The sequence below is a fragment of the Acinetobacter sp. WCHAc060006 genome, assembly GCF_004209135.1.
Classification (GTDB): Bacteria; Pseudomonadota; Gammaproteobacteria; order Pseudomonadales; family Moraxellaceae; genus Acinetobacter; species Acinetobacter cumulans.
The window spans coordinates 56314-74588 of sequence record NZ_SGSS01000010.1 but is presented as its reverse complement, the minus strand read 5'-3'; the positions used below and the strand labels follow the sequence as shown (position 1 = coordinate 74588).

The 18275-nt window shown below is 42.5% G+C and carries 18 protein-coding genes; 1 reads left to right on the top strand and 17 read right to left on the bottom strand.

Features of this window, described 5'->3' with window-relative positions; genetic code table 11:
• Positions 1 to 11 precede the first annotated feature (11 nt).
• From EXE29_RS08000 to EXE29_RS07950, 11 genes are all read right to left on the bottom strand, one after another.
• Positions 12 to 1202, bottom strand: a complete 1191-nt coding sequence (locus EXE29_RS08000) for a hypothetical protein (protein ID WP_120364430.1) — start codon at positions 1200 to 1202, stop codon at positions 12 to 14.
• On the bottom strand, positions 1192 to 4353 hold the full coding sequence (locus EXE29_RS07995; protein ID WP_130125650.1) for a hypothetical protein: 3162 nt from the start codon (positions 4351 to 4353) through the stop codon (positions 1192 to 1194). Before EXE29_RS07995 ends, EXE29_RS08000 begins: the two co-directional genes overlap by 11 nt.
• A 246-nt stretch (positions 4354 to 4599) precedes the next feature.
• Positions 4600 to 5778 (bottom strand): fibronectin type III domain-containing protein, encoded by a 1179-nt coding sequence (locus EXE29_RS07990; protein WP_120364428.1) that lies wholly within the window; start codon positions 5776 to 5778, stop codon positions 4600 to 4602.
• On the bottom strand, positions 5771 to 6151 hold the full coding sequence (locus EXE29_RS07985; protein ID WP_130125649.1) for a hypothetical protein: 381 nt from the start codon (positions 6149 to 6151) through the stop codon (positions 5771 to 5773). The genes EXE29_RS07990 and EXE29_RS07985 overlap by 8 nt, the downstream gene beginning before the upstream one ends.
• 23 nt (positions 6152 to 6174) lie before the next feature.
• Positions 6175 to 6579 carry a hypothetical protein gene (locus EXE29_RS07980; RefSeq protein ID WP_120364426.1) on the bottom strand — a complete coding sequence of 135 codons (405 nt, stop codon included), beginning with the start codon at positions 6577 to 6579 and terminating at the stop codon, positions 6175 to 6177.
• Complete coding sequence (locus EXE29_RS07975) at positions 6560 to 6757, bottom strand: hypothetical protein (protein ID WP_120364425.1); 198 nt, start codon at positions 6755 to 6757, stop codon at positions 6560 to 6562. Before EXE29_RS07975 ends, EXE29_RS07980 begins: the two co-directional genes overlap by 20 nt.
• A 93-nt stretch (positions 6758 to 6850) precedes the next feature.
• Positions 6851 to 7525 (bottom strand): phage adaptor protein, encoded by a 675-nt coding sequence (locus EXE29_RS07970; RefSeq protein WP_120364424.1) that lies wholly within the window; start codon positions 7523 to 7525, stop codon positions 6851 to 6853.
• Positions 7525 to 8418: a RyR domain-containing protein gene (locus EXE29_RS07965; RefSeq protein ID WP_120364423.1), complete on the bottom strand. Its 894-nt coding sequence runs from the start codon at positions 8416 to 8418 to the stop codon at positions 7525 to 7527. Before EXE29_RS07965 ends, EXE29_RS07970 begins: the two co-directional genes overlap by 1 nt.
• 71 nt (positions 8419 to 8489) lie before the next feature.
• A complete protein-coding gene (locus tag EXE29_RS07960; RefSeq protein ID WP_010112813.1) occupies positions 8490 to 8963 on the bottom strand; it encodes a hypothetical protein in 474 nt (157 codons plus the stop codon).
• 64 nt (positions 8964 to 9027) lie between these two features.
• Positions 9028 to 10317 carry a phage capsid family protein gene (locus EXE29_RS07955; protein ID WP_120364422.1) on the bottom strand — a complete coding sequence of 430 codons (1290 nt, stop codon included), beginning with the start codon at positions 10315 to 10317 and terminating at the stop codon, positions 9028 to 9030.
• Between the two features lie 26 nt (positions 10318 to 10343).
• A complete protein-coding gene (locus EXE29_RS07950; RefSeq protein ID WP_120364421.1) occupies positions 10344 to 11405 on the bottom strand; it encodes a hypothetical protein in 1062 nt (353 codons plus the stop codon).
• 105 nt (positions 11406 to 11510) lie between these two features.
• On the opposite strand from EXE29_RS07950, the gene EXE29_RS07945 reads away from it, so the two are divergent.
• A complete protein-coding gene (locus EXE29_RS07945) occupies positions 11511 to 11738 on the top strand; it encodes a hypothetical protein (RefSeq protein WP_228198745.1) in 228 nt (75 codons plus the stop codon).
• 48 nt (positions 11739 to 11786) lie between these two features.
• Here the strand turns inward: EXE29_RS07945 and EXE29_RS17870 are convergent, their stop codons facing one another.
• The 6 genes from EXE29_RS17870 to EXE29_RS07915 form a co-directional block, all read right to left on the bottom strand.
• Positions 11787 to 12383 (bottom strand): Gp49 family protein, encoded by a 597-nt coding sequence (locus tag EXE29_RS17870; protein WP_322898951.1) that lies wholly within the window; start codon positions 12381 to 12383, stop codon positions 11787 to 11789.
• 6 nt (positions 12384 to 12389) lie between these two features.
• The gene (locus tag EXE29_RS07935) at positions 12390 to 12851 is read right to left on the bottom strand and encodes a DUF2829 domain-containing protein (protein ID WP_228198750.1); all 462 of its coding nucleotides are present in this window, start codon (positions 12849 to 12851) and stop codon (positions 12390 to 12392) included.
• A gap of 131 nt (positions 12852 to 12982) precedes the next feature.
• Positions 12983 to 15283, bottom strand: coding sequence for a portal protein (locus tag EXE29_RS07930; RefSeq protein ID WP_120364419.1), 2301 nt, complete (start codon positions 15281 to 15283; stop codon positions 12983 to 12985).
• Positions 15284 to 15292: 9 nt separating this feature from the next.
• Positions 15293 to 16957: a terminase large subunit gene (locus tag EXE29_RS07925; protein ID WP_120364418.1), complete on the bottom strand. Its 1665-nt coding sequence runs from the start codon at positions 16955 to 16957 to the stop codon at positions 15293 to 15295.
• Between the two features lie 101 nt (positions 16958 to 17058).
• Entirely contained in the window at positions 17059 to 17712 is a 654-nt protein-coding gene (locus tag EXE29_RS07920; RefSeq protein WP_120364417.1) for a hypothetical protein, read from the bottom strand.
• Positions 17713 to 17812: 100 nt separating this feature from the next.
• A complete protein-coding gene (locus tag EXE29_RS07915; RefSeq protein ID WP_120364416.1) occupies positions 17813 to 18271 on the bottom strand; it encodes a hypothetical protein in 459 nt (152 codons plus the stop codon).
• Positions 18272 to 18275: the final 4 nt, after the last annotated feature.

The following is an 18275-nucleotide window of genomic DNA, read 5'->3' as shown; positions in this document are numbered from 1 at the left end:
TGAATATGCCTTCAATTTACAACAGCAGTGACACGCCCATCCAACCCTACAGCGGAGGCGCTGATACCACTGATATTCTTCATCACAGTTTTTTGCAGCTCGATCAGCTGTCCATCAGCTGTACCGGCAGTAAAACCTTTCTCGCTTAACCAAACGGCGGCACTACTACTGGTATCCAAATGCGCCAGCAATGCACTGTCCGCTAAAAAACTACTGTCTGGAATAGGCCGTGCTGAAGCTTTCGACTCAACTATCATCTGCTGTAAATCCGCGCCTCTGAGGAATACCGTATGATCCACCTGACCAACCCAAATACCGCCTTCAACCGGCTCCAAGAAAGTAATGCGCTGTGGCATTTGAATAAAGCTGTAGCGCATATCGCATAAGTGAAAAGCCATCGCTTGTGAAAAGTAAATGACATTGGCGCGCACTGTAATAATCCGGCCCCGCCATAAATTCAAGTATTTGCCCGCAGGCATCGGATCTATGTATTGAGTGACAGTCGCAGCGCCAAGCGCCGGCAGCATCGCAATATGCGCTTGCGCTGCTGATATTGGGTAATCTTCAACTCGATACAGCACAGATCCGCCTGCCTCAGTCATGTAAAGGCGGATATGCGTGACGGATGGATCAGAACACAACGGAAAAGTAACCTGCGCTACATTCTGCCCTGCGCACTGAAGGCTGCTGATTTCTGACAGTCCAGATTCAGCGCCGCTACGCAGCCATGACACTGCAAAATTATACTGGCCTTCATGCAGGCTGCCATCACCATCTTGCGTCACATACGGCGCAGCTGGCGTATCCAGCGTAAACTTCAGGGCATTCTTGCCGTCATATATAAACAAGCCTGCATCACTACACATCAACACATGGCTGTTTAAAACAATGTGTTTTGTACGCCCAGCCGCTACGCCGGCATAGAGCACCTCATACGACCAGTCTTCAGGATTTACCTTGACCCAATCACCATGCAGTGAAGCAAAACAATCACCGTGTAAACTAGATTGCCATAGCCATTTAAAAGGCAATTGCGTTTGCTGTGCAACACCTGCGCGTAAAGATGCACGGCCTGTTTCAGAAATATCAATGTTCAAAGCCTCTCGAACATGCAGGCTTGGACTGTCGCCGCCGCGTTCTAACGCCTCATCTTCACGCGCATTATCTATTCCAGCAAATGAAGGTAATTTTCTAATCGGCATCTGGCGCTCCTTTTCGGTAGTTATCACCATTCCCATAAGGGCGAATATAGTGAACCTTATTGCCGATATTAGGCGTGTTAAGTGTGCTAGAAGCAAACCCTAGAGCGCCGATTACCTGTTCTGGTGGCGGCGGCAACGGTATGCGCTTCACCTTCATGCGCTGATCAAATCGGGTATGATCATAATCTGCTCTAAACGTATCAAAGCTGGCAGGATTAATTTCACGAACCTTCAGCGAGATCCATGCTTGTCCGAATTTTTCAGCATTAAAGCCACCATAATTACCGCTGACAAGGCCTCCAATGCGTAAACCTTGCCACATGAATGGACCATCACCAAACAAGCGCGTCCCCATTTGTAAAGCATCATAACCTTGCATACCGATTGAGCGATTGAATAGCTCAATCCGCTGACCGCCAAACGCCTGCATATTCATTGCGCCAACATAAATGCGATCTACGCCAATTTCAGCACGGTGCTGTATAGACACGTGTCCCGTTTCAAAGAAGTCTGCAGAGTCAAATTGTTCTAGTATCTGCTCAAAAGGCCCTACAACGTGCCATCCCGCGCGATATGAGGTAAATCCCTTCACTCCAATATAGCTTTTTCGGTTAAATACGCTTGGATGACCTAAACCTAAATTCGCCCAAGCAGAAACATTTTGCAATTTGCGGTGTCGATTCGTAACGGTCGCATTACCAAAAACTTCACCCGCAGCCCGATTGCCGCCATCACTGTTGACAAAGTGCAGTATGCCACTGGCAGGATTATTCTGCTGTGCTTGTGCTGGTGCTTCAGTAACGGCATAGATGATATTTGGCGACATGCGCGGACGGCCCATTTCGATCTTATGTTCAAAGCCTTTAACACCAATAGTCCGGTTGCGGTTGCCGACTGCTGGACTGCCAAAATCCAGCACCTGAATGCCGGATTGAATCTGAATGACGTTTGAGCGCACAGAAGGAGATCCGAAAACGCTGCGGAAAATACCCGATGGATACAGCACATTCTGGTTAATGCCTGGTGCTGGAACTTGATTTTGAGGCGGTTTAATACCGTGACCTGAATAATCTTGTCCATCAATGGATATAGAATCCAGCCAAATACGCTGATCTGTAAACGGCGGCTGTGCCGTTTTGGCTAGGCGCGCTCTACCGAACTGCATCGAATGCCAGCCAGCAAAATCAAATGACCTGTCACGAAACGCAATCACCGGCTTGCTGAATAAAGTAAGTGTATCGCCTTGCGCATTTACATCGCGCCATTGCGTCCGTATAGATGCGCTGCCAAATTCTGCGCTGTCATGACCAAAGATCCGCAATTCAGGCGTAACATTATGAAGTTGCGGTGTGCCAAAGAAATCACGCAAGGCCCATTTCGGCGCAATCTTCGTCCATCGTTCAAATACTTCACCAAATCCACTGACAAATGCATCTATACCGCCGACTGGATCAATATAGCGTGTATGCAAATGTACAGAAGGCATTCTGATCGGTGGCGGCGCAATGGAATAACGCGCTTCAATGCTTACTGTGCGGATACGGTAAGCAATAAACGCTGTGCCGAATGCTTGGCTTTCAATGTTGCCGATGCGCTGGAAATTGCGCCGGGTATTTTCTATGCCTACATTACCGAATGCCTGCGCATTAAAGCCTTTGGGTTTAAGAACAGCTGCCGTATTGTATGCAATATGCCAGCTTGACATATACGGCGCTTCAATGCCGTCCAGTTTAATCTTGCGGACACGGTGTGTAATCCGCGGCTGCCCTAATCCAGCAATTGCATCAAAGCCCTTCACTTGCAGATCACGGCCTGTATTCTCAATGAATGCATGACCAAACTTGCTATGCACAAAGCCGCTGGCCTGCATTGTCCTGTTGCGGTTGGCAATCGCTGTCCAGCCGACAATTTCAGGCGGTACAAGGCCGCTGTCATGTATAAAGGTTTGAACAATATACTGGCGTAAATTCCAAGCCTTAGCATAACCCCAGCGCTGCGCATCTTCATTGCCAGCAGTCAGAAAGCCTTTCGCGCCGAGATAGCGCTTTTTCAGTGAAATTCCAGCGTTGCCGAATGCGCCTGTAAATCCTAATGCTGAAATAGTTTGAATTTCAGGAATGATCCGTGTACCGAAACGCGCTGCATCAAAGCCTTGCGGGCCAATGTATTGCTCGCCACCAACCCAAGGTTGCCCAACAGCAGGCGCTTCAATACCATCCGGTGCAATGTTCCGTGTTTTAAACGTAACCCATCCGCCTGAAGAAACGATCGATAAGCTGAAACCTAAAACTGATACTGTCCGGATGCCATGCTCAATGCGAGGAGTGCCTGAATCATTAAACGCAGCCCCTTTTGTCTGCACTGGCCGGTTTTTAAAATCCAGCTGAGCAGAACCGAATGCGCTGCTGTCCTTGCCTCCAGCTTCAAGATAGCGCCTTAAACTGATGACACTTGGCTTTCCAAACTGCGCACTGTCTGTGCCTGTGGCAAATATCCATCGAACGCCGCCGAGCAGGGCTGGATTACCGAACGCCAGCGGGCTTAAGCTTGGCGCTGCAATAATTTGCTTGCTGTTGTATATGCGTGTGGTGCCGAACTGCAATGCATTAAAACCACTGACAGTTGCCAGCTGGTTTTTGTTTACAGCGGATGCATTGCCAAATTCTGAAGCGCTGAATCCTGAAACATTAATCAGCTGTTTAAGATTGTACAGCTTGGCTAAACCAAACAAAGATGAATTAAAACCGCTGACCTTAGTCTGCTGATTTTTACTGATAATGCCAGCGTTGCCGAACGCTTGATTGCTGAAACCTGATCCAGCGAGATACTGCCGGCTGTTATGCAGCTTTGCTGTGCCGAATGCTTGATTACTGAAACCCGCCGCAATCAGCTTCTGATTTTTATTTTTTAATGTCGCGCTGCCGAATACTTGCGTAGAAAAACCGAATACCGAAAGATATTGATTGCCATTATAGATTTTTGCAGATCCAAAAACCGATGCATTCAATCCGGATGGCTTTATTATTTGACGCAGATTATAGGCTTTATGTACGCCGAAAGACTGAAAAGACAGTCCAGCTGGTTTAATAAATTGGGTAAAGGCCAGCTTAGGTGATGCAAAAGATAAACTGTTAAAACCCAGCCCCAGCACATACTGCGGCGCAACAGGATCTAAATCTGAAATATCACCGACTGTCAGCGTTAATCGAAATGATTTTTCAAGGCTGGAATTTTGCTCAATGGTATATTCAGTTATGAGCCTGAAAGGTTTTTCAACGTCATCTGTCATTGTCGATCACAGCTTTCAATGTTGTTTTCAGTTTAATTCAACAAGTGTACGAACCCTAAGCCCTTCACCCCCATAGATTTTGGCAATAAAAAAGCACCTTTCGGGTGCTTAGAACTTTTGAAACTCTGAGTCAGGTGTAAAACCAGTTTCACTGTATCTAGCTGCATTTGTGATGCGTAAAGCATGCACCCATCCCAACAATGGGCCATTAAAAACCAGCGCAGCGCCGATTGTGATGCGATCTACTGTTATGTTGATAGTATCAGTAGTCTGAGTGATATTAACGCCATCGACATAATAAGCAGTTACGCCATTCTTCCTCATTAATGTGTGATTTCTCAATATTCCGTCGAAATAGATATTGCTATACGATGCTTTTGTCGAGTTATTTAAAAGCAACTCACCATTGTAGCCAGTGACGGTTGGTAATATAGCTGTCCTATTTGCATTTTCAGTGCCAATTTCCCACAATCGAGCACCACCAGTCTGTGCTGCTGGATATGCTGCGACAATTTCAATTGTGTAATCGCCAGTGCTTAGCGCACTAATTGCAGAAATAAGACAGCCATTAACTGAGTTATTCGCAGGCTGGCTTGCATAACCATCAAATCGAATGCATTTTTTCCCATCATGCATTTCTAACCACATCGACCCACGTTTTGTGATCGTGCGAGCATTATTTGAGTGATCAATATATGAATTCGCTTCAGTATCGGCAACAATCAGTAAATCAACATCATTAAAATAAGCATCGCCTGTGGACACGGTTATTTCATCGCTAATTTTCTCAACGCCATTTTTCACAGATCCAATGCAAATATAATATGTCTTTCCAATATCAATATCTGTATCCACATAAGTCCGCACATTACCCGCGATTACTGCCTTAGGTAAAGGCAAGTTATTTATATCAATCGGGAATTCAGAACAATAGTAATGAAGCTCAGTTACACTTTCAAAATCCCATTCAATTTCCAACGCATTATTTGAAAAAGCCACAATGAGATTTTGCGGTGCACTGAATGTGGAAATATAGGTCTGTAATTCATCACTCAATAGTGACTGATTACCGCGTATCACGCGCACTCTATAATAAAGATCACGATCCAACACACTTTTTAGATTAATCTGATCAATAAAACGCATGGTTTTTAAACCAGTGGCTATCGGTGCTGGTAGCTCATGATCCGCTAGTCCAATCATACTTGTAAGTGAACGGAACACTTCAAAAGAATCAAAATGACCAAACTGTGCAAACTCAAGACGGATACCTTTTTCTTCAGACATGCTCCACCTCTACAGGCGGTTTAGAATCTATGATATTTCCATACGGATCTTCATTCTTCCAATAGCCTTGTTCGTCATGCCATTGAACATAGCTTTCATACAATGCTTGTTCACCGTTAGCCTGAATGGCTTTAATAATAAAAGGCTCAATCCATTGTTCGACTTGATCATAAGGCTGTTTGCACTGCTCATACGCATAAGTCTGAAATTTCGGAACCATAGAAAATCTGCGCCAATCATGAATGAAAGATGCGCCGCCAATTTCACCCATCGGCTCTGGATCAATACTGGTTACACCAATCGACTGCGCTGGTGGCTTTTCTGTCATTTTTAATCCTTCTGCATGATTGACATAAGTGGTCTTGTTACTCATACCGCTGAGGCATGAGATTGGATTTAGACTTTATAGATTTTGTTCGCGCCATTATCCCATGTGACAATAATGTCGCCGCCATTCGGCGTAATTGGCAGGCCTGTGGCTGTATCAATGTAGGCCAGCAGAGGACTTGTGGCAGCCGTTCCGGTATCCACATATAAGATAATTGACGTAATGGTGCTACCGGAAACTGCCAAGAATGTCACATCATTGGCATCTGCCGCGCCACCGTTCGTAGATTTACCGCTAAGGGCTACTGCTGGTGCAACAATTGCCGATGTTGAAATATCAGAAAGATACTGGTGCGTACCTGTTTGCACTGCATAGCCTGATGAAACAAGAATGCATTTAATTGTATCTGAAAGCCAGTTGAATTGACCCTCTAAATAACCTTTGCGGGCCGTATCATAAAGTGTGTTTGCCATGCGTTTGAGTCTCCGTAATTAAATCGGAAGCACTCATGCGCTTATGTTTGATTTCAATGTGATTATCTGCTTCAACACAAATTCGAGCCAATTTCCCAGATTTTTTGATCAATTGAACTTTGGCATCGCCAATGTAAAGCGTATCTTCGGTCTTTAAATCAATAATACGTTTGCCCATATTTGTGCATGATTAAATAAAATAAGTAAGATCATTATGTAAAAAACCCCTGAAAAGCTTTAGCCTTACAGGGGTGCTTATGTCACAAGCAAGTCATGGCATGAATGGAATAACGTTATGCGGTATATCCTCACGAGTAATGCGTCGCAAATCACTATCAGGACGAATACCGAAATAGTCTGTAAATTCCTGTTCTGCTAATGCTGACCGATTTGGATCAAAGAATTCTGCATCTGGTACCTTAAACGCTTGGTGTAGAACCCACTGAATCAATTGAACATGGTGAATTTGGTTAATTTCTGGAATATCAGTATCACTTTCCATTGGTGACAATGGCACACGATAGCCTTCCAATTGTAATTCACCGCCTACATCAGGAATTGGAACAAGACGAATACCTGTGTCATCCTGAATAATGTGTTCAGGTTTACCCTGTTTCACTCGCCAATTCTCACCATCATAGTAATGATCGAGTAATTCAGCTGACATTAAAGTCAAGTATTGCCCTTTTGTTCCATCGCTTGGCTGGAACCACACTCGAGTCAATTCGTATAACGATTCATGTAACTGATAACGAGATGAACCAATCAATATATTAATCTTACAAACATCATTGTTTTGGGATTCATGCAATAAACGACCACGGATACACGCTTCACTTACGGCATCATTAAGCCAATCAATGACACTGGCATCATCAATAAAATATGGTTCTACTTTATCGTTGGCCAGTGTACGAAAACGGCTGATCAGGTCATTTAGCTGCATTACACAACCCCATATTGATGAATCATTTGAGTAACTGATTCTTTTAATTCATCAAGATTTTTTTGTGGGCTAAGTTTCTGCTCATACTTTTCTAAAGCATATTGAACTAAGCCAGCCTTTGTCATTTTTCCAATCGTTTCAATTTCATCAAGAACTTTATTTTCTTTATCAATTTCTTCTTGCTGTTTTTCTTTAGAGCGATTGAGAATACTTGACGTATCATCATCTAAGCCTTGCTCAATAGATTCACCAGAAATGGATTCAGGCTCACCCTCATAACGAGTAAACTCAGGATGTTTTAAAAACTTGGTTGCCAAATCACTTGGAATTGATCGCACTTGACCTTGTTCAAAGGTTAAAGCTGATTCGTATAAGTGGTCGGTATATATAGATTTATTTCCAATATACTGAATTGATACACCAGCAGATTTTTGAACAACATTGGTTGGGGTTATTGTCGCTGTATTAATTGCGACATTCTTTTGATGCTCAACCTTTTGGCGTAGATTCACAACTTCCGCACTCAATGCCAAGTAATCTTCAGGATCAGGCAAGTGCTTAACCAAATGCACCGTTGTACGGAATAAATAATCCTTTGCCTTTTGTTCATCTGGTAATTCTTCATAAGGTAAAAAACATGGATGTTCTTTTTTCTCCATATCTTTTACTTCACCATACTTCCAGCCCTCAGCTTCTTTGACCTTATACCAAGACTCGTGAGACTGTTCAGGTGTGGCATCAGGATTTGCCAAATGCATTTCAACGCCAGCAATCAAACTTTGTTTATGTGATTCTGGTGTGTCATCCCAAGTAGGTTGACTATCATCACCCATTGATTGGCAATATGCAGCATTAATCGCATGACACATCATCGCTATTGCAATCGTTTTCATCTTATCACCGTAATAAGTTAAAAAATAAAAAGAATGGTGTAGGTCTGTCTAAAACCTACACCATCAAAACATTAACGAGGACCTGTCAATTCACCGCTGACAATAACCTTGATGTCGCTTGCCTTGGCATTCGCTGCACCACCAGTGGTTAAAATCAATCGTGCAGCCTTAGGCAAGGTTACCAATTTACCTGTATTAGCACGTAATCGACCTGCAGTTGCAAGATCACCAGCATTGATAAAATATGCTGCATCTTGTGGTACTTCTGTACTATCACCATCAACATATTTAAAGCCAAGTGAACCTGTAACGGTGGCTGTCATACCTGTTTTAATCAGGATTTGAGCATCATCAAGGCGCATACCTTCTGGTAGTTCACCTAAATCGATAACATCACCACTTGCTACTGCAACAGTTGTGTCTGAATCAATTACGGCACCTGAAGCATTCGTGGCAAGAAAAAATGCTAACGCTGTAACATTGCCATATGGTGAGAATCCACCAAACTGACCATAACCACTAGGCTTCTTCTTAATTGTCGCCATTTTAAAAATCTCCAAGGATTAGAATAAGATGAGGTATGCCCATAACTGGACATACCCAAAACAATTACTGATTAGCACCAATGATTGGCACAGCGGTATCGACAACAGTTACACCATAGTCGGTAAATTCTGTACGCTCACCAGTATCAACAGCGAAACGGATTTTTGATGTACCACGAATGGCACCGATCAATAATTCCCATTTATCGCCATGATCAAGGTCTTTTTCAGACCAGAAGAAAGGTACGCCAGACTTATCACTTGCAGCCATTGCTTCCGCAATTGCTTGTCCACCCAAAATAATTGAACGGTCAACAGCGAAAGTGCTACCAAAGCTTGATGGCACGATTAAATCTGATTCAGCTTCACTGTCATGCGAAGCACAATATTTAATTGTGTCACCTGCATAGAAACGAATTGGACGTGGCATTTTTCGGATAATAAATCCGTTCCATAAACCTACATCACCTAAGAAAAGCGGATGTTGTTTTGCCTGACTTGCTCGTGCAAATGCAGATGATTGGAAAGAACGGAAACCTGGTTGAGCAGCAAATTTGTTGTACTGTGCTGGCGATACAAGCCATACACGTAATGGTGAATCTTCCGCAGCAACATCACCTTCAAACTTACAAATAGGTGGTGGTAAAGCAATTTGATCCAGAACAGTTTTCATTGAATCAACTGAATCCATTGTAAATAGATCAGTTGTTGCAATATCAAACTCACCTGCATTGCTTTTAACGCTCTGCACACCAGAACCATCAACAACATAGTGACGGTTTTTAGTTGGTGCTTTAACACGGTTTACCATGATTTCATTGAAGTTTTTATGATTATCTTTAGGAATAACCCATTCAATGTTGTTATGAGAACCACGTGCACCAGCCATATGCACCAGTAATGACTGATCACAATAGCGATCCATCAAGTTCTGAGCGACTGGACGACCAAGTTTGCGTAAATCAGCTGGGCTACGAATCTGTGACATCACGTTACCCAAATCAACAGGGAAACGAGCTTGGTTCACACGTAGGCGATCTTCATTCAAAGACATCCCCACACCACGACCTTCAGCATAAGCACTACCCATAATTGGATATGCACCGACTGGATTTAGTAAGTGGAATGTAACTTCATCACCACGCCCTTTTCCTAAGTCCTGAACACGAACAATAGGCATATGGGATGTGGTTTGTTTACGGAGAGTCGCTTCCGCACCTGCTTCGCCCTTAGGCATTTTCCCAGCCAATAGGTTTAAGGTGCTGTTACGATTCATGTGTGTAGCGAACAGACCTACCGCTTGGGTAACTAAATTGGTCTTATCGCCATAACTTGCGTTAGTTTTAGTAGTCATGTTTCAAATACTCTCATCACGTATGTTTAAACACGTCTATTGAGAAATTGCTCCACTTGGTCGGGTGTCCATCCTTGCATTTCCTCTGCAAGTTGCGCTGGCGACATTGCTGCCAAACGCTCATCACGAGAAACACCAGCAGGACTACCAGCAGGCAAATCACTCAGACTGTTCGGTGGTGGTGTTTGAGCCTGACTCACAGCTTTTTGCGCTACTGCCTTTACTGCATCATTGGCAGGTTGAGCAGCTTGTTGACCTGATTGGGTATTCGACTTATACAATCCTAGAAGTTCTACCACCTGAGCAGCTGAACCTTTATCCAAAACTGTTTCATACGCATCTTTCAGAAAACTTGGTTGTGCATTCTTCCAATCATTAAATTCTTTTGATTCAACAATAGATTCTGCATCTGGGTGTGCTGTAAAGATTTCGTTAAAATGGGCTTGCTCTACACTGACCTGCTGTTGTTGCTGAATTGGAGCTAAAGCAGTTTGTAATTGCTGTTGCACCAAAGTTGAAACCTGTGAATTAACAAGTTTCTGAATACCAGCAGCCAAATCTTTCTCGCTAAAATCCCCAAAGATTGCAGGGTCTACACCATGATCAATCGCTTGTTGTGCGATATTTGCTTGGTTATCCTGTGTAGTTGGAGCTTGTCCGTTATCTTTACGTTCCTGTGCATCAGCTTGAAGTTGTGCCAACTGTTGTTGAGCTTCATCAAACTTTTGCTTCCATTCCTTTTCACCGTTACGTGCTTCCACTAACTTGTCATAGGGAATGGTGTGTTTTCCGTCTTTAGCTAAGATCACAGCATTTTCAGCATTTAACTGGCTTTCATCGACCTGTTGTTGCTGTTGTGCTTGCTGTGTATTAGCTCTTGCGGAGCTATGCTCCTCATGCGTACCGTCTTGACCTTCAACTTTTGGGGTATTTTCTTCTGTAACTTGGGTAGTTGCTGGCTGGCTACCATTTTCCGCATTTGCGGTATCGCCATTTAACGCTTGCTCTAAAAGCTGCGCTGCAAGTTCAGGTGATGCTTTACCACCGTTAGCTTCAATCAACTCATTTTGTTGCTCTGTAATATCCATGTCTGTCCTATCACTTATCGCTGTGACCGCAAAGGCGAATGGCTAGAGTTATCTAGCGTTTAGCTGTTGATTGCTCAACATGAGACAAGTGTCTAGGATTTATATATGATGTCGTTAGCCTTACAGGGGGTAGGATTAATGGCAGAATATTGTGCTCAATGTGCAAAGCAATATGGAATGAAAAACGGATTTATAGGTGAATGTAAGCCCGAATATCTCGCATCAGTAATATGTGAAGGTTGTGGTGTAATTCAGGTGAATCACAAAGGTGAATGTGTGAGCCATGATTGCGACAATGGAAATCATGCCGTTGAATGGAAAATCAAGAAATAAAAAAACCAGCATATTGATGCTGGTTTAAAGGTCTCGAATTCGATAGGGTTAAATGTTTTGCTGATATAATTTTTCTTTCAGTAAATAGCCTTCGAGCATCCAAATTTTGTTGCGTGCATCTTCGCGCGCAACTTTTTTACCTATTTCGGCATCAAAGTTTTCAGGGCTTGCACAATCTGATTGGCCAACGACTTTGAAGCCATTTTTTAGAATCAATACACAGAACGTTAGGGTCTTCAATGACTCATGAAATCCCATGGCGTTATAAGCATCCATCCCGCCAACTACACCATCTTTTGCCGTGAAGTAATATTCATCTGCAATAACCGAATTAATATCCGTAGGCGTTAAACGTGGTGCATTTAAGTTTTTAGATTGAATTTCTTGCTCAATTTGCTGTTCTACTGTCTTGGGTTCTTCCTGAACCAAAATCACGACTGCACCATTCGGAATACGATCTGTTTTATGACTATAAGTTTCATTATTTGTCACTCGATAATCAAGTAATGGATTCTCGACAACCAAGTAATTACCTGAAATATGCCACGCACTAACGCCAATCATTCGTGCAACCTGCTCAGCATTACCAGTAGTGTCAGTGGTTGGATCAAGTTGTAAAGTTATTTGTTTTTCAGTATTTAACATTATGGTTTACTCCAAAATCAACCAATCATTTGCGAATAGATCACCTGTAGATGGTGTCCAACCCATAGCCAAAGTGTCTTGTACTGTCTTTAATGTGCAATATGGTGCAACATCAATGTACCCACCAAGTTTTTCAGCATGAGCTTTGTTGTGTGGATTCCAGATATAGTTTGATTCAATTTGCTTGGATTCACCTTGAGCAACCACATATTGCAAATCATTCCAACATGAACGAGCAACTTTTTTACCTAGTTTCAAAGCACTAAGTGCATCACCAAAATTTAAACTTCCGTTTGGTCGATAAGCATCTTTGAATACACATGCTGGCGACCAAGAGATATAGCCTTTATGTCGTTCATCATTTGGTTTTCCACCATCAACATATTCAACTAAGTAGCCTTGTTCTGAAGGGTCTTCGTTTTCAGGTATATCCCAATTACGATAATGGTTATATTCACCACGTGTCATAGTTGTTGCTAATACGGATTTAGTGCCGATGTATGCACACATAGCGAAAGGTAATAATTTCTTTAACATTTTATACCCACAATAAAAAAGACAGTCAATTTGACTGCCTTAGTATCTGTGAACAATGAAAATTACTCTTGCCTTACAGGGGGCATATTATCACTGATTCGTTGAGTCTCAATCCCCTGCATTCCTGTTGAACCTTGCTGTGGTACTGGTGGGTTCATTGGACTTGTATTCTGCTGTACTGGTAATTGCTCAGACCCAACCTGAGCACCTTGCCCTTGAATATATGGGCTGCGAATATTACTCGCTGCTGTCTGATCAGCTATCGGGAAATTTGGATCATCACCTAAAGGATTAGGACGCTGATAACCTGCACCTTTCATCACCTCATCCGCAATTGGTGCAATCATTGGCATTTGTGCAACCTGTGCTCCAGCTTGCATAGCAGAATAAGCTGCTTGCACACCAATTTGTACTGAACGTGCGTCTATTTCATTAATTTCACTTACTGCTTTACGCTCTTTAAGTTCAAGCTCTCGACGTTTTAGATCAATACCAGCATCGGCAAGTGCTTTATCAACAGCCTCTTTAATTTGTTGTTCCACTTGTTCTGGTGTCGGTGCCTGTGTAGCTTGACGAATAGATTCAATAATATCTTTCTTGAATGGAATGTCAGTCAAGGCCATCACATAAGGCAATACTGCAACTTGAACCTCTTGAGGTAAGGATTTAACAATCTCAGACAAGGCATTAAGTTGTTGTTCTCGGAAAGTGCTGGTACTTGGAACATCATCAAGTACAACTTTCAAGCGTGTACGTTGAACATCATTACTAACATAAGGATAACCATGTTCATCAACCTCGGGTTTATTGATAACAACTGTACGATCCTCACGTACCGCATCACCTTCAATAATGATGGTCTGTTGCTGAGTGCCCATATCCTCAACGATCATTGATAGTAGCATTTCTCCCATGAGGGTACGTCCCTCACGGAAATTATCCATCATCTTCATTAAGGTCTGGTTTGACTGCTCGATCTGTAACTGTTCTTGTTTTCCAGAAGTAGCATTACCTTTTTTACCTTGGAACCCAGAAGTAATATTACTTACTTGCTCAATAGCAGCACGATTATCACTGATCAGTTGGAAATGTTGCTGTGATAATTCATAGTCACGTTTAACATCAAATCTTGCACCAGGTCTAGCCATGTGTGCTGCATCCAATACAATATCAGCATCAGGACGTGCAACTTGACGACGTAATTGTTCGTCTGTCATCGCCACTGCACCTTTGGTACGTTCAACACGTGTAACACTCATGCCCCAACGCAGTTTAGAAATACCTGAATTGATACTATCCTGACTGTACTTCATGCCGCGAACAAAGCCATACGGTATGCCAGTATTATCTTCACGGAACCCAAAAAAAGGTACATAAGGGAAATAATGGTGTGAATATGGCGAAGGACTATCATGTAAAAGGTGTGGTCCAAGCCAATATGAACGACGCAACTTTGATATGGTAGCCTGCTCTACACGTGCAACACCTTGATAAATTGCTAAGTCATGAGCCATATTATTGGCATCATACTCAACGATACGACCATCACTGAACTTTAAAACTGGTACATGCACCCAACGACGGTACCAAACCTCAGTAACGTTTATCTCTTTAGATGTCGGGTTATACCAGTAGTTTTCACTTATCGTCCATGAACGTGCATCAAGCCAAGCATTATGTAAACCTGTACTTGCTCCACCATCGAGCACATCAGGTTGCTGCCACCATGAACCACCATAACGACCAACTGTTTGGATGAGCTCCTTGTGTTCTGGGAAAGCACTCATCAATCGTTTAGGATGAACCCAGCGTGTACGGCGTAACCAGCGTGCATCAGATAAGTCTGGTTCTGTAGACTTCATATCCCAATGAATTTCATTACGATGAACTACAACACAACGATAAGGATATTTGAATGGGTCTTGCTCACGCTTTACCTCAACCCATCCTAAACCACATGAAATTTGAGGACGAAAAGCATCACTACACGCTTTATCTGCTTTAGATAAGCGTTCAGCTTGATTTAACTTGTAGTTCAAGGCATCGGCAACATCATCACCGCCAGTTTCACCATTGGCTTTTACACGCCAATCAGTACGAGTCTGTAGCTCATAACCCATAATCGACAATAAAGCTGGACTAATTCTGTCCTCTACTGCGGGTGGAATACCGATCTGTTGCATACGGTTAAGCAAATCTGTATCTAATTGATTGCCATCTGCATAATCCATCTCTTTATCTGCGATGTGACGCCAATGAGGTTGTTCCTCAATTTCATGCATAATCTCCGTCAATTCTTCCAGATTGAGCGTATCATCATCGCTAATCTGCTCACTTGTAGCTGTATATTCTTGAGTAAACATAGCTTTTCCTTATAAACGCCAATCTGTCGGAGGTGCTTCGACATAACCATGTGTATTTTGATGTGTTGTACCTTGATTCATACCAGTAAGACTAGCCGTATAGACGTAATCACCAAGCAAACCTGCTTCTTTTGCTTGCGCACATTGCCTTAACGCATCAGCACCTTCTGAACAACCATTAGATTTATCAGGCTGATCAATAAACATATTCGCTTGCTGGTTAAACTTTTTCTTATAACCTTCAATACGCTCAATACCCAATTTGCATCTTTCCTCATCAAACCAAGCGTTCTTTAAAAGTCTACGAGTCTGCTGAACACCTGTTGTAAGTAAGGTAATACGTGGAATCACCACAAAGTTATGACCAGGTAGTAATTCTTCCAGCATTTCCAAGACTGATTTGTTGTAATCGCCAAGCCTTTGATGTGCAGCATCATGCGGTAAGAAGTGTGTGTGATATAGATAAGGCTTGTCTTTAATCAGCTTTGCGTAATGACGCAAGTCTTTAAAATGATCTTCTTCATAATCAATAAAGCGATCTTGCTGATTCATCATTTGATGGAACCAAATTGCACAACCATCATGGTTGCCAATATCCCAAAATGTACACGTCGGTACATCTAAAACTTCAATTTGAGCAATACCACCACGTTTACGCAACTCAAGCATATCGTTTGCGTAGTAATTCCCTTCTGTACTCACCTGAAATGCTTCATCGGGGAACGATGGATACTCTTGCCACATCAAAGCCTGATCACCAGACAGGTCGTTATCGCGTGTTGACACATACCAAGCGCGCTGATCAGGATCAATCTTGATCTTCTTGCCTAAGTTTCTGGATACAACAATTTCAATGTGATCAAAAATATTGTGGTCTTTCTTAGTAATAATAACTTCTGATGAATCAATACGGTACTTAGGTTCTTCCCACCAACCATAAAAATGTAGTCTGAAATCTTTAGGTGTGAGCTTTTTACGTGACGCAAAGTTCTTCTGTGCGATCTGAACCTTATCAAAGAAGTCACCACCACGACCTTCAGCAGTAGACTCAATAACGCAAATACCTGTAGTCGGTACTGCAGGCAATGAACCCGTGCGCACTTCTTTTGCTTTACCTGGTGACTGAGCACAGATTTTTCCATACTCAGAAATAAGCAAGCGGTGCATTGTGCCGCCACGGAATGAAGTCGCCACTGAGATTTTAGAGCCGTTGTGCGCGAATTCCATCTCAGTTCCATTATTCGTTTTGAGTGGGAAACGTTCTAATATTTCAGGTGGTAAGTTATCGTACGCAAATTTAATCTTATCGCTAAAAATATCACCAACAGTTTCAAGGTTCTGTGCAATAACACCACAATGTTGATTAGCATTAAATAAAGCGTGATCAAGCCACAATATACAAATCAATGTGGTGAAACCTAACTGCCGTGCCTTTAAAATAATATTGCGGTACCACAACCGATTTAAGAATTTCTTCTGTGCATCATTAGGCTGGAACGGTAATTCAAATGTTGGAGCTTCTTCTACTTGCCCAAACTCATTTACAAAGTCATCACCTTTAATTTTAATCTTATATAAACAGCCACTAAAAATACGCCAAACAGGGTCTGCCAAGCAGCGTTCAAGCTCCTCGGCATTTGTCGGTAGTGGCTGTAAGTTAGTGTTATAAATCAATTTTTACTCCATTTTGCACAACATTGGTGCATTTTTGAAGCGTGTACGTGAATGAAATTGTTTTGGTGTGGGTGATTAGTCGTTCCATTCACGTACATGCACTAATATTCAGGATCATCGGCAATTGGTTTAAATGCAGAACTATTTCCAGTGCTCACTCGTTCAAGTAATGCAGTCAGTGCATCGACAGGTTTATTATTCTCATCATCAAGTCCAAACGCTTGACGTTCTAAAGCAATCAATGTTTTGAGTGTGTCGCTTAAATCTTTCATAGACTTCACACGACCAGGCATTGAGATAATCTTCATGTAAAGGTCATTTACTTTGTCGTTGCCTTTATCATCAGGTGACCACATAAGCTCACCCAACATTTCCAGCAATTTGACATTCTCGTGACCGACCATCATTTCGAGCTCATCAAAAAGACTCATAGCAATCTTGCGTGAACGTTGAATATCCTTACGATGGGCCAATCGGACTGACGCTACTTCATTGGCACTCGCATCAATTTTGTCTTTTTCTGAAATGGTCGTTTTCGTGCGCACACTGCTGCGCACACTCTCCTTGCGCACAATGTCATCTGCTTTAGCTTTAATTTTTTCAGATAGATCACGAACCCATTCGTATTGCTTTGCTCTACGTCTAATGCCTGATTCTGCAATATCATGCTCACCTGCAATTTGACGTAGAGACTTAATACCTGCTCGATAATCGAGTTCGATCTTTTCCCAATCAATTACTTTTTTTTCAGCCATGTGAGGAATATATTCCGCAAGAAACCTCTCTTGGCTTAATGATCATGTATATATGTGGGGGAGGTCTAACCTTAGAGGGGGGTGAAGCCGTTTTGATAAATTACAACAGCTCTCCTTGCTTGCCTATATCTAATAGATCCCCTACTTGCTTCGATAATTTACGCACTTGACCTGAAACTTCACTCTGAAGTATTGCCATGTGATGGCCCATTTCAATATTTGCATATTGCATTGCTTCAGCAACCATAAGATTGCCAAGGTTACGTGCTTCACGTGGCGTTAATGTCAAAATCTGGTCATCACCAATTTCAATTTTAACGGTACCATCAGGTAAAACCATCTTGGACATAATACGAGATGGACGATGTTTAGGGGCTGGAATGAACACTCCACGCTGAACACGGATAATCTGACCGCTATCGACAAGGCACCTTAAACGATCGTCAACAATTGATAGTTTTAAACCTGTCAATTGTGACAAAGTTTCTCTGGTAACAATCTGCTCTTGATTATGTAAATCCTCAATGGCTTCAAGGATTGTTTCAGCGTTAGACTTCATTGTC

Bases quoted from the DNA above. Each gene is read 5' to 3' on its own strand.
- EXE29_RS07990 (WP_120364428.1), bottom strand. From the start codon at position 5,778: ATGTCTGAAGAAAAAGGTATCCGTCTTGAGTTTGCACAGTTTGGTCAT.
- EXE29_RS07920 (WP_120364417.1), bottom strand. From the start codon at position 17,712: ATGGCTGAAAAAAAAGTAATTGATTGGGAAAAGATCGAACTCGATTAT.
- EXE29_RS07960 (WP_010112813.1), bottom strand. From the start codon at position 8,963: ATGGCGACAATTAAGAAGAAGCCTAGTGGTTATGGTCAGTTTGGTGGA.
- EXE29_RS07930 (WP_120364419.1), bottom strand. From the start codon at position 15,283: ATGTTTACTCAAGAATATACAGCTACAAGTGAGCAGATTAGCGATGAT.
- EXE29_RS07985 (WP_130125649.1), bottom strand. From the start codon at position 6,151: ATGAGTAACAAGACCACTTATGTCAATCATGCAGAAGGATTAAAAATG.
- EXE29_RS07975 (WP_120364425.1), bottom strand. From the start codon at position 6,757: ATGGGCAAACGTATTATTGATTTAAAGACCGAAGATACGCTTTACATT.
- EXE29_RS07970 (WP_120364424.1), bottom strand. From the start codon at position 7,525: ATGCAGCTAAATGACCTGATCAGCCGTTTTCGTACACTGGCCAACGAT.
- EXE29_RS07935 (WP_228198750.1), bottom strand. From the start codon at position 12,851: ATGACACGTGGTGAATATAACCATTATCGTAATTGGGATATACCTGAA.
- EXE29_RS07980 (WP_120364426.1), bottom strand. From the start codon at position 6,579: ATGGCAAACACACTTTATGATACGGCCCGCAAAGGTTATTTAGAGGGT.
- EXE29_RS07965 (WP_120364423.1), bottom strand. From the start codon at position 8,418: ATGAAAACGATTGCAATAGCGATGATGTGTCATGCGATTAATGCTGCA.
- EXE29_RS07945 (WP_228198745.1), top strand. From the start codon at position 11,511: ATGATGTCGTTAGCCTTACAGGGGGTAGGATTAATGGCAGAATATTGT.
- EXE29_RS17870 (WP_322898951.1), bottom strand. From the start codon at position 12,383: ATGTTAAATACTGAAAAACAAATAACTTTACAACTTGATCCAACCACT.
- EXE29_RS07950 (WP_120364421.1), bottom strand. From the start codon at position 11,405: ATGGATATTACAGAGCAACAAAATGAGTTGATTGAAGCTAACGGTGGT.
- EXE29_RS07955 (WP_120364422.1), bottom strand. From the start codon at position 10,317: ATGACTACTAAAACTAACGCAAGTTATGGCGATAAGACCAATTTAGTT.
- EXE29_RS07915 (WP_120364416.1), bottom strand. From the start codon at position 18,271: ATGAAGTCTAACGCTGAAACAATCCTTGAAGCCATTGAGGATTTACAT.
- EXE29_RS08000 (WP_120364430.1), bottom strand. From the start codon at position 1,202: ATGCCGATTAGAAAATTACCTTCATTTGCTGGAATAGATAATGCGCGT.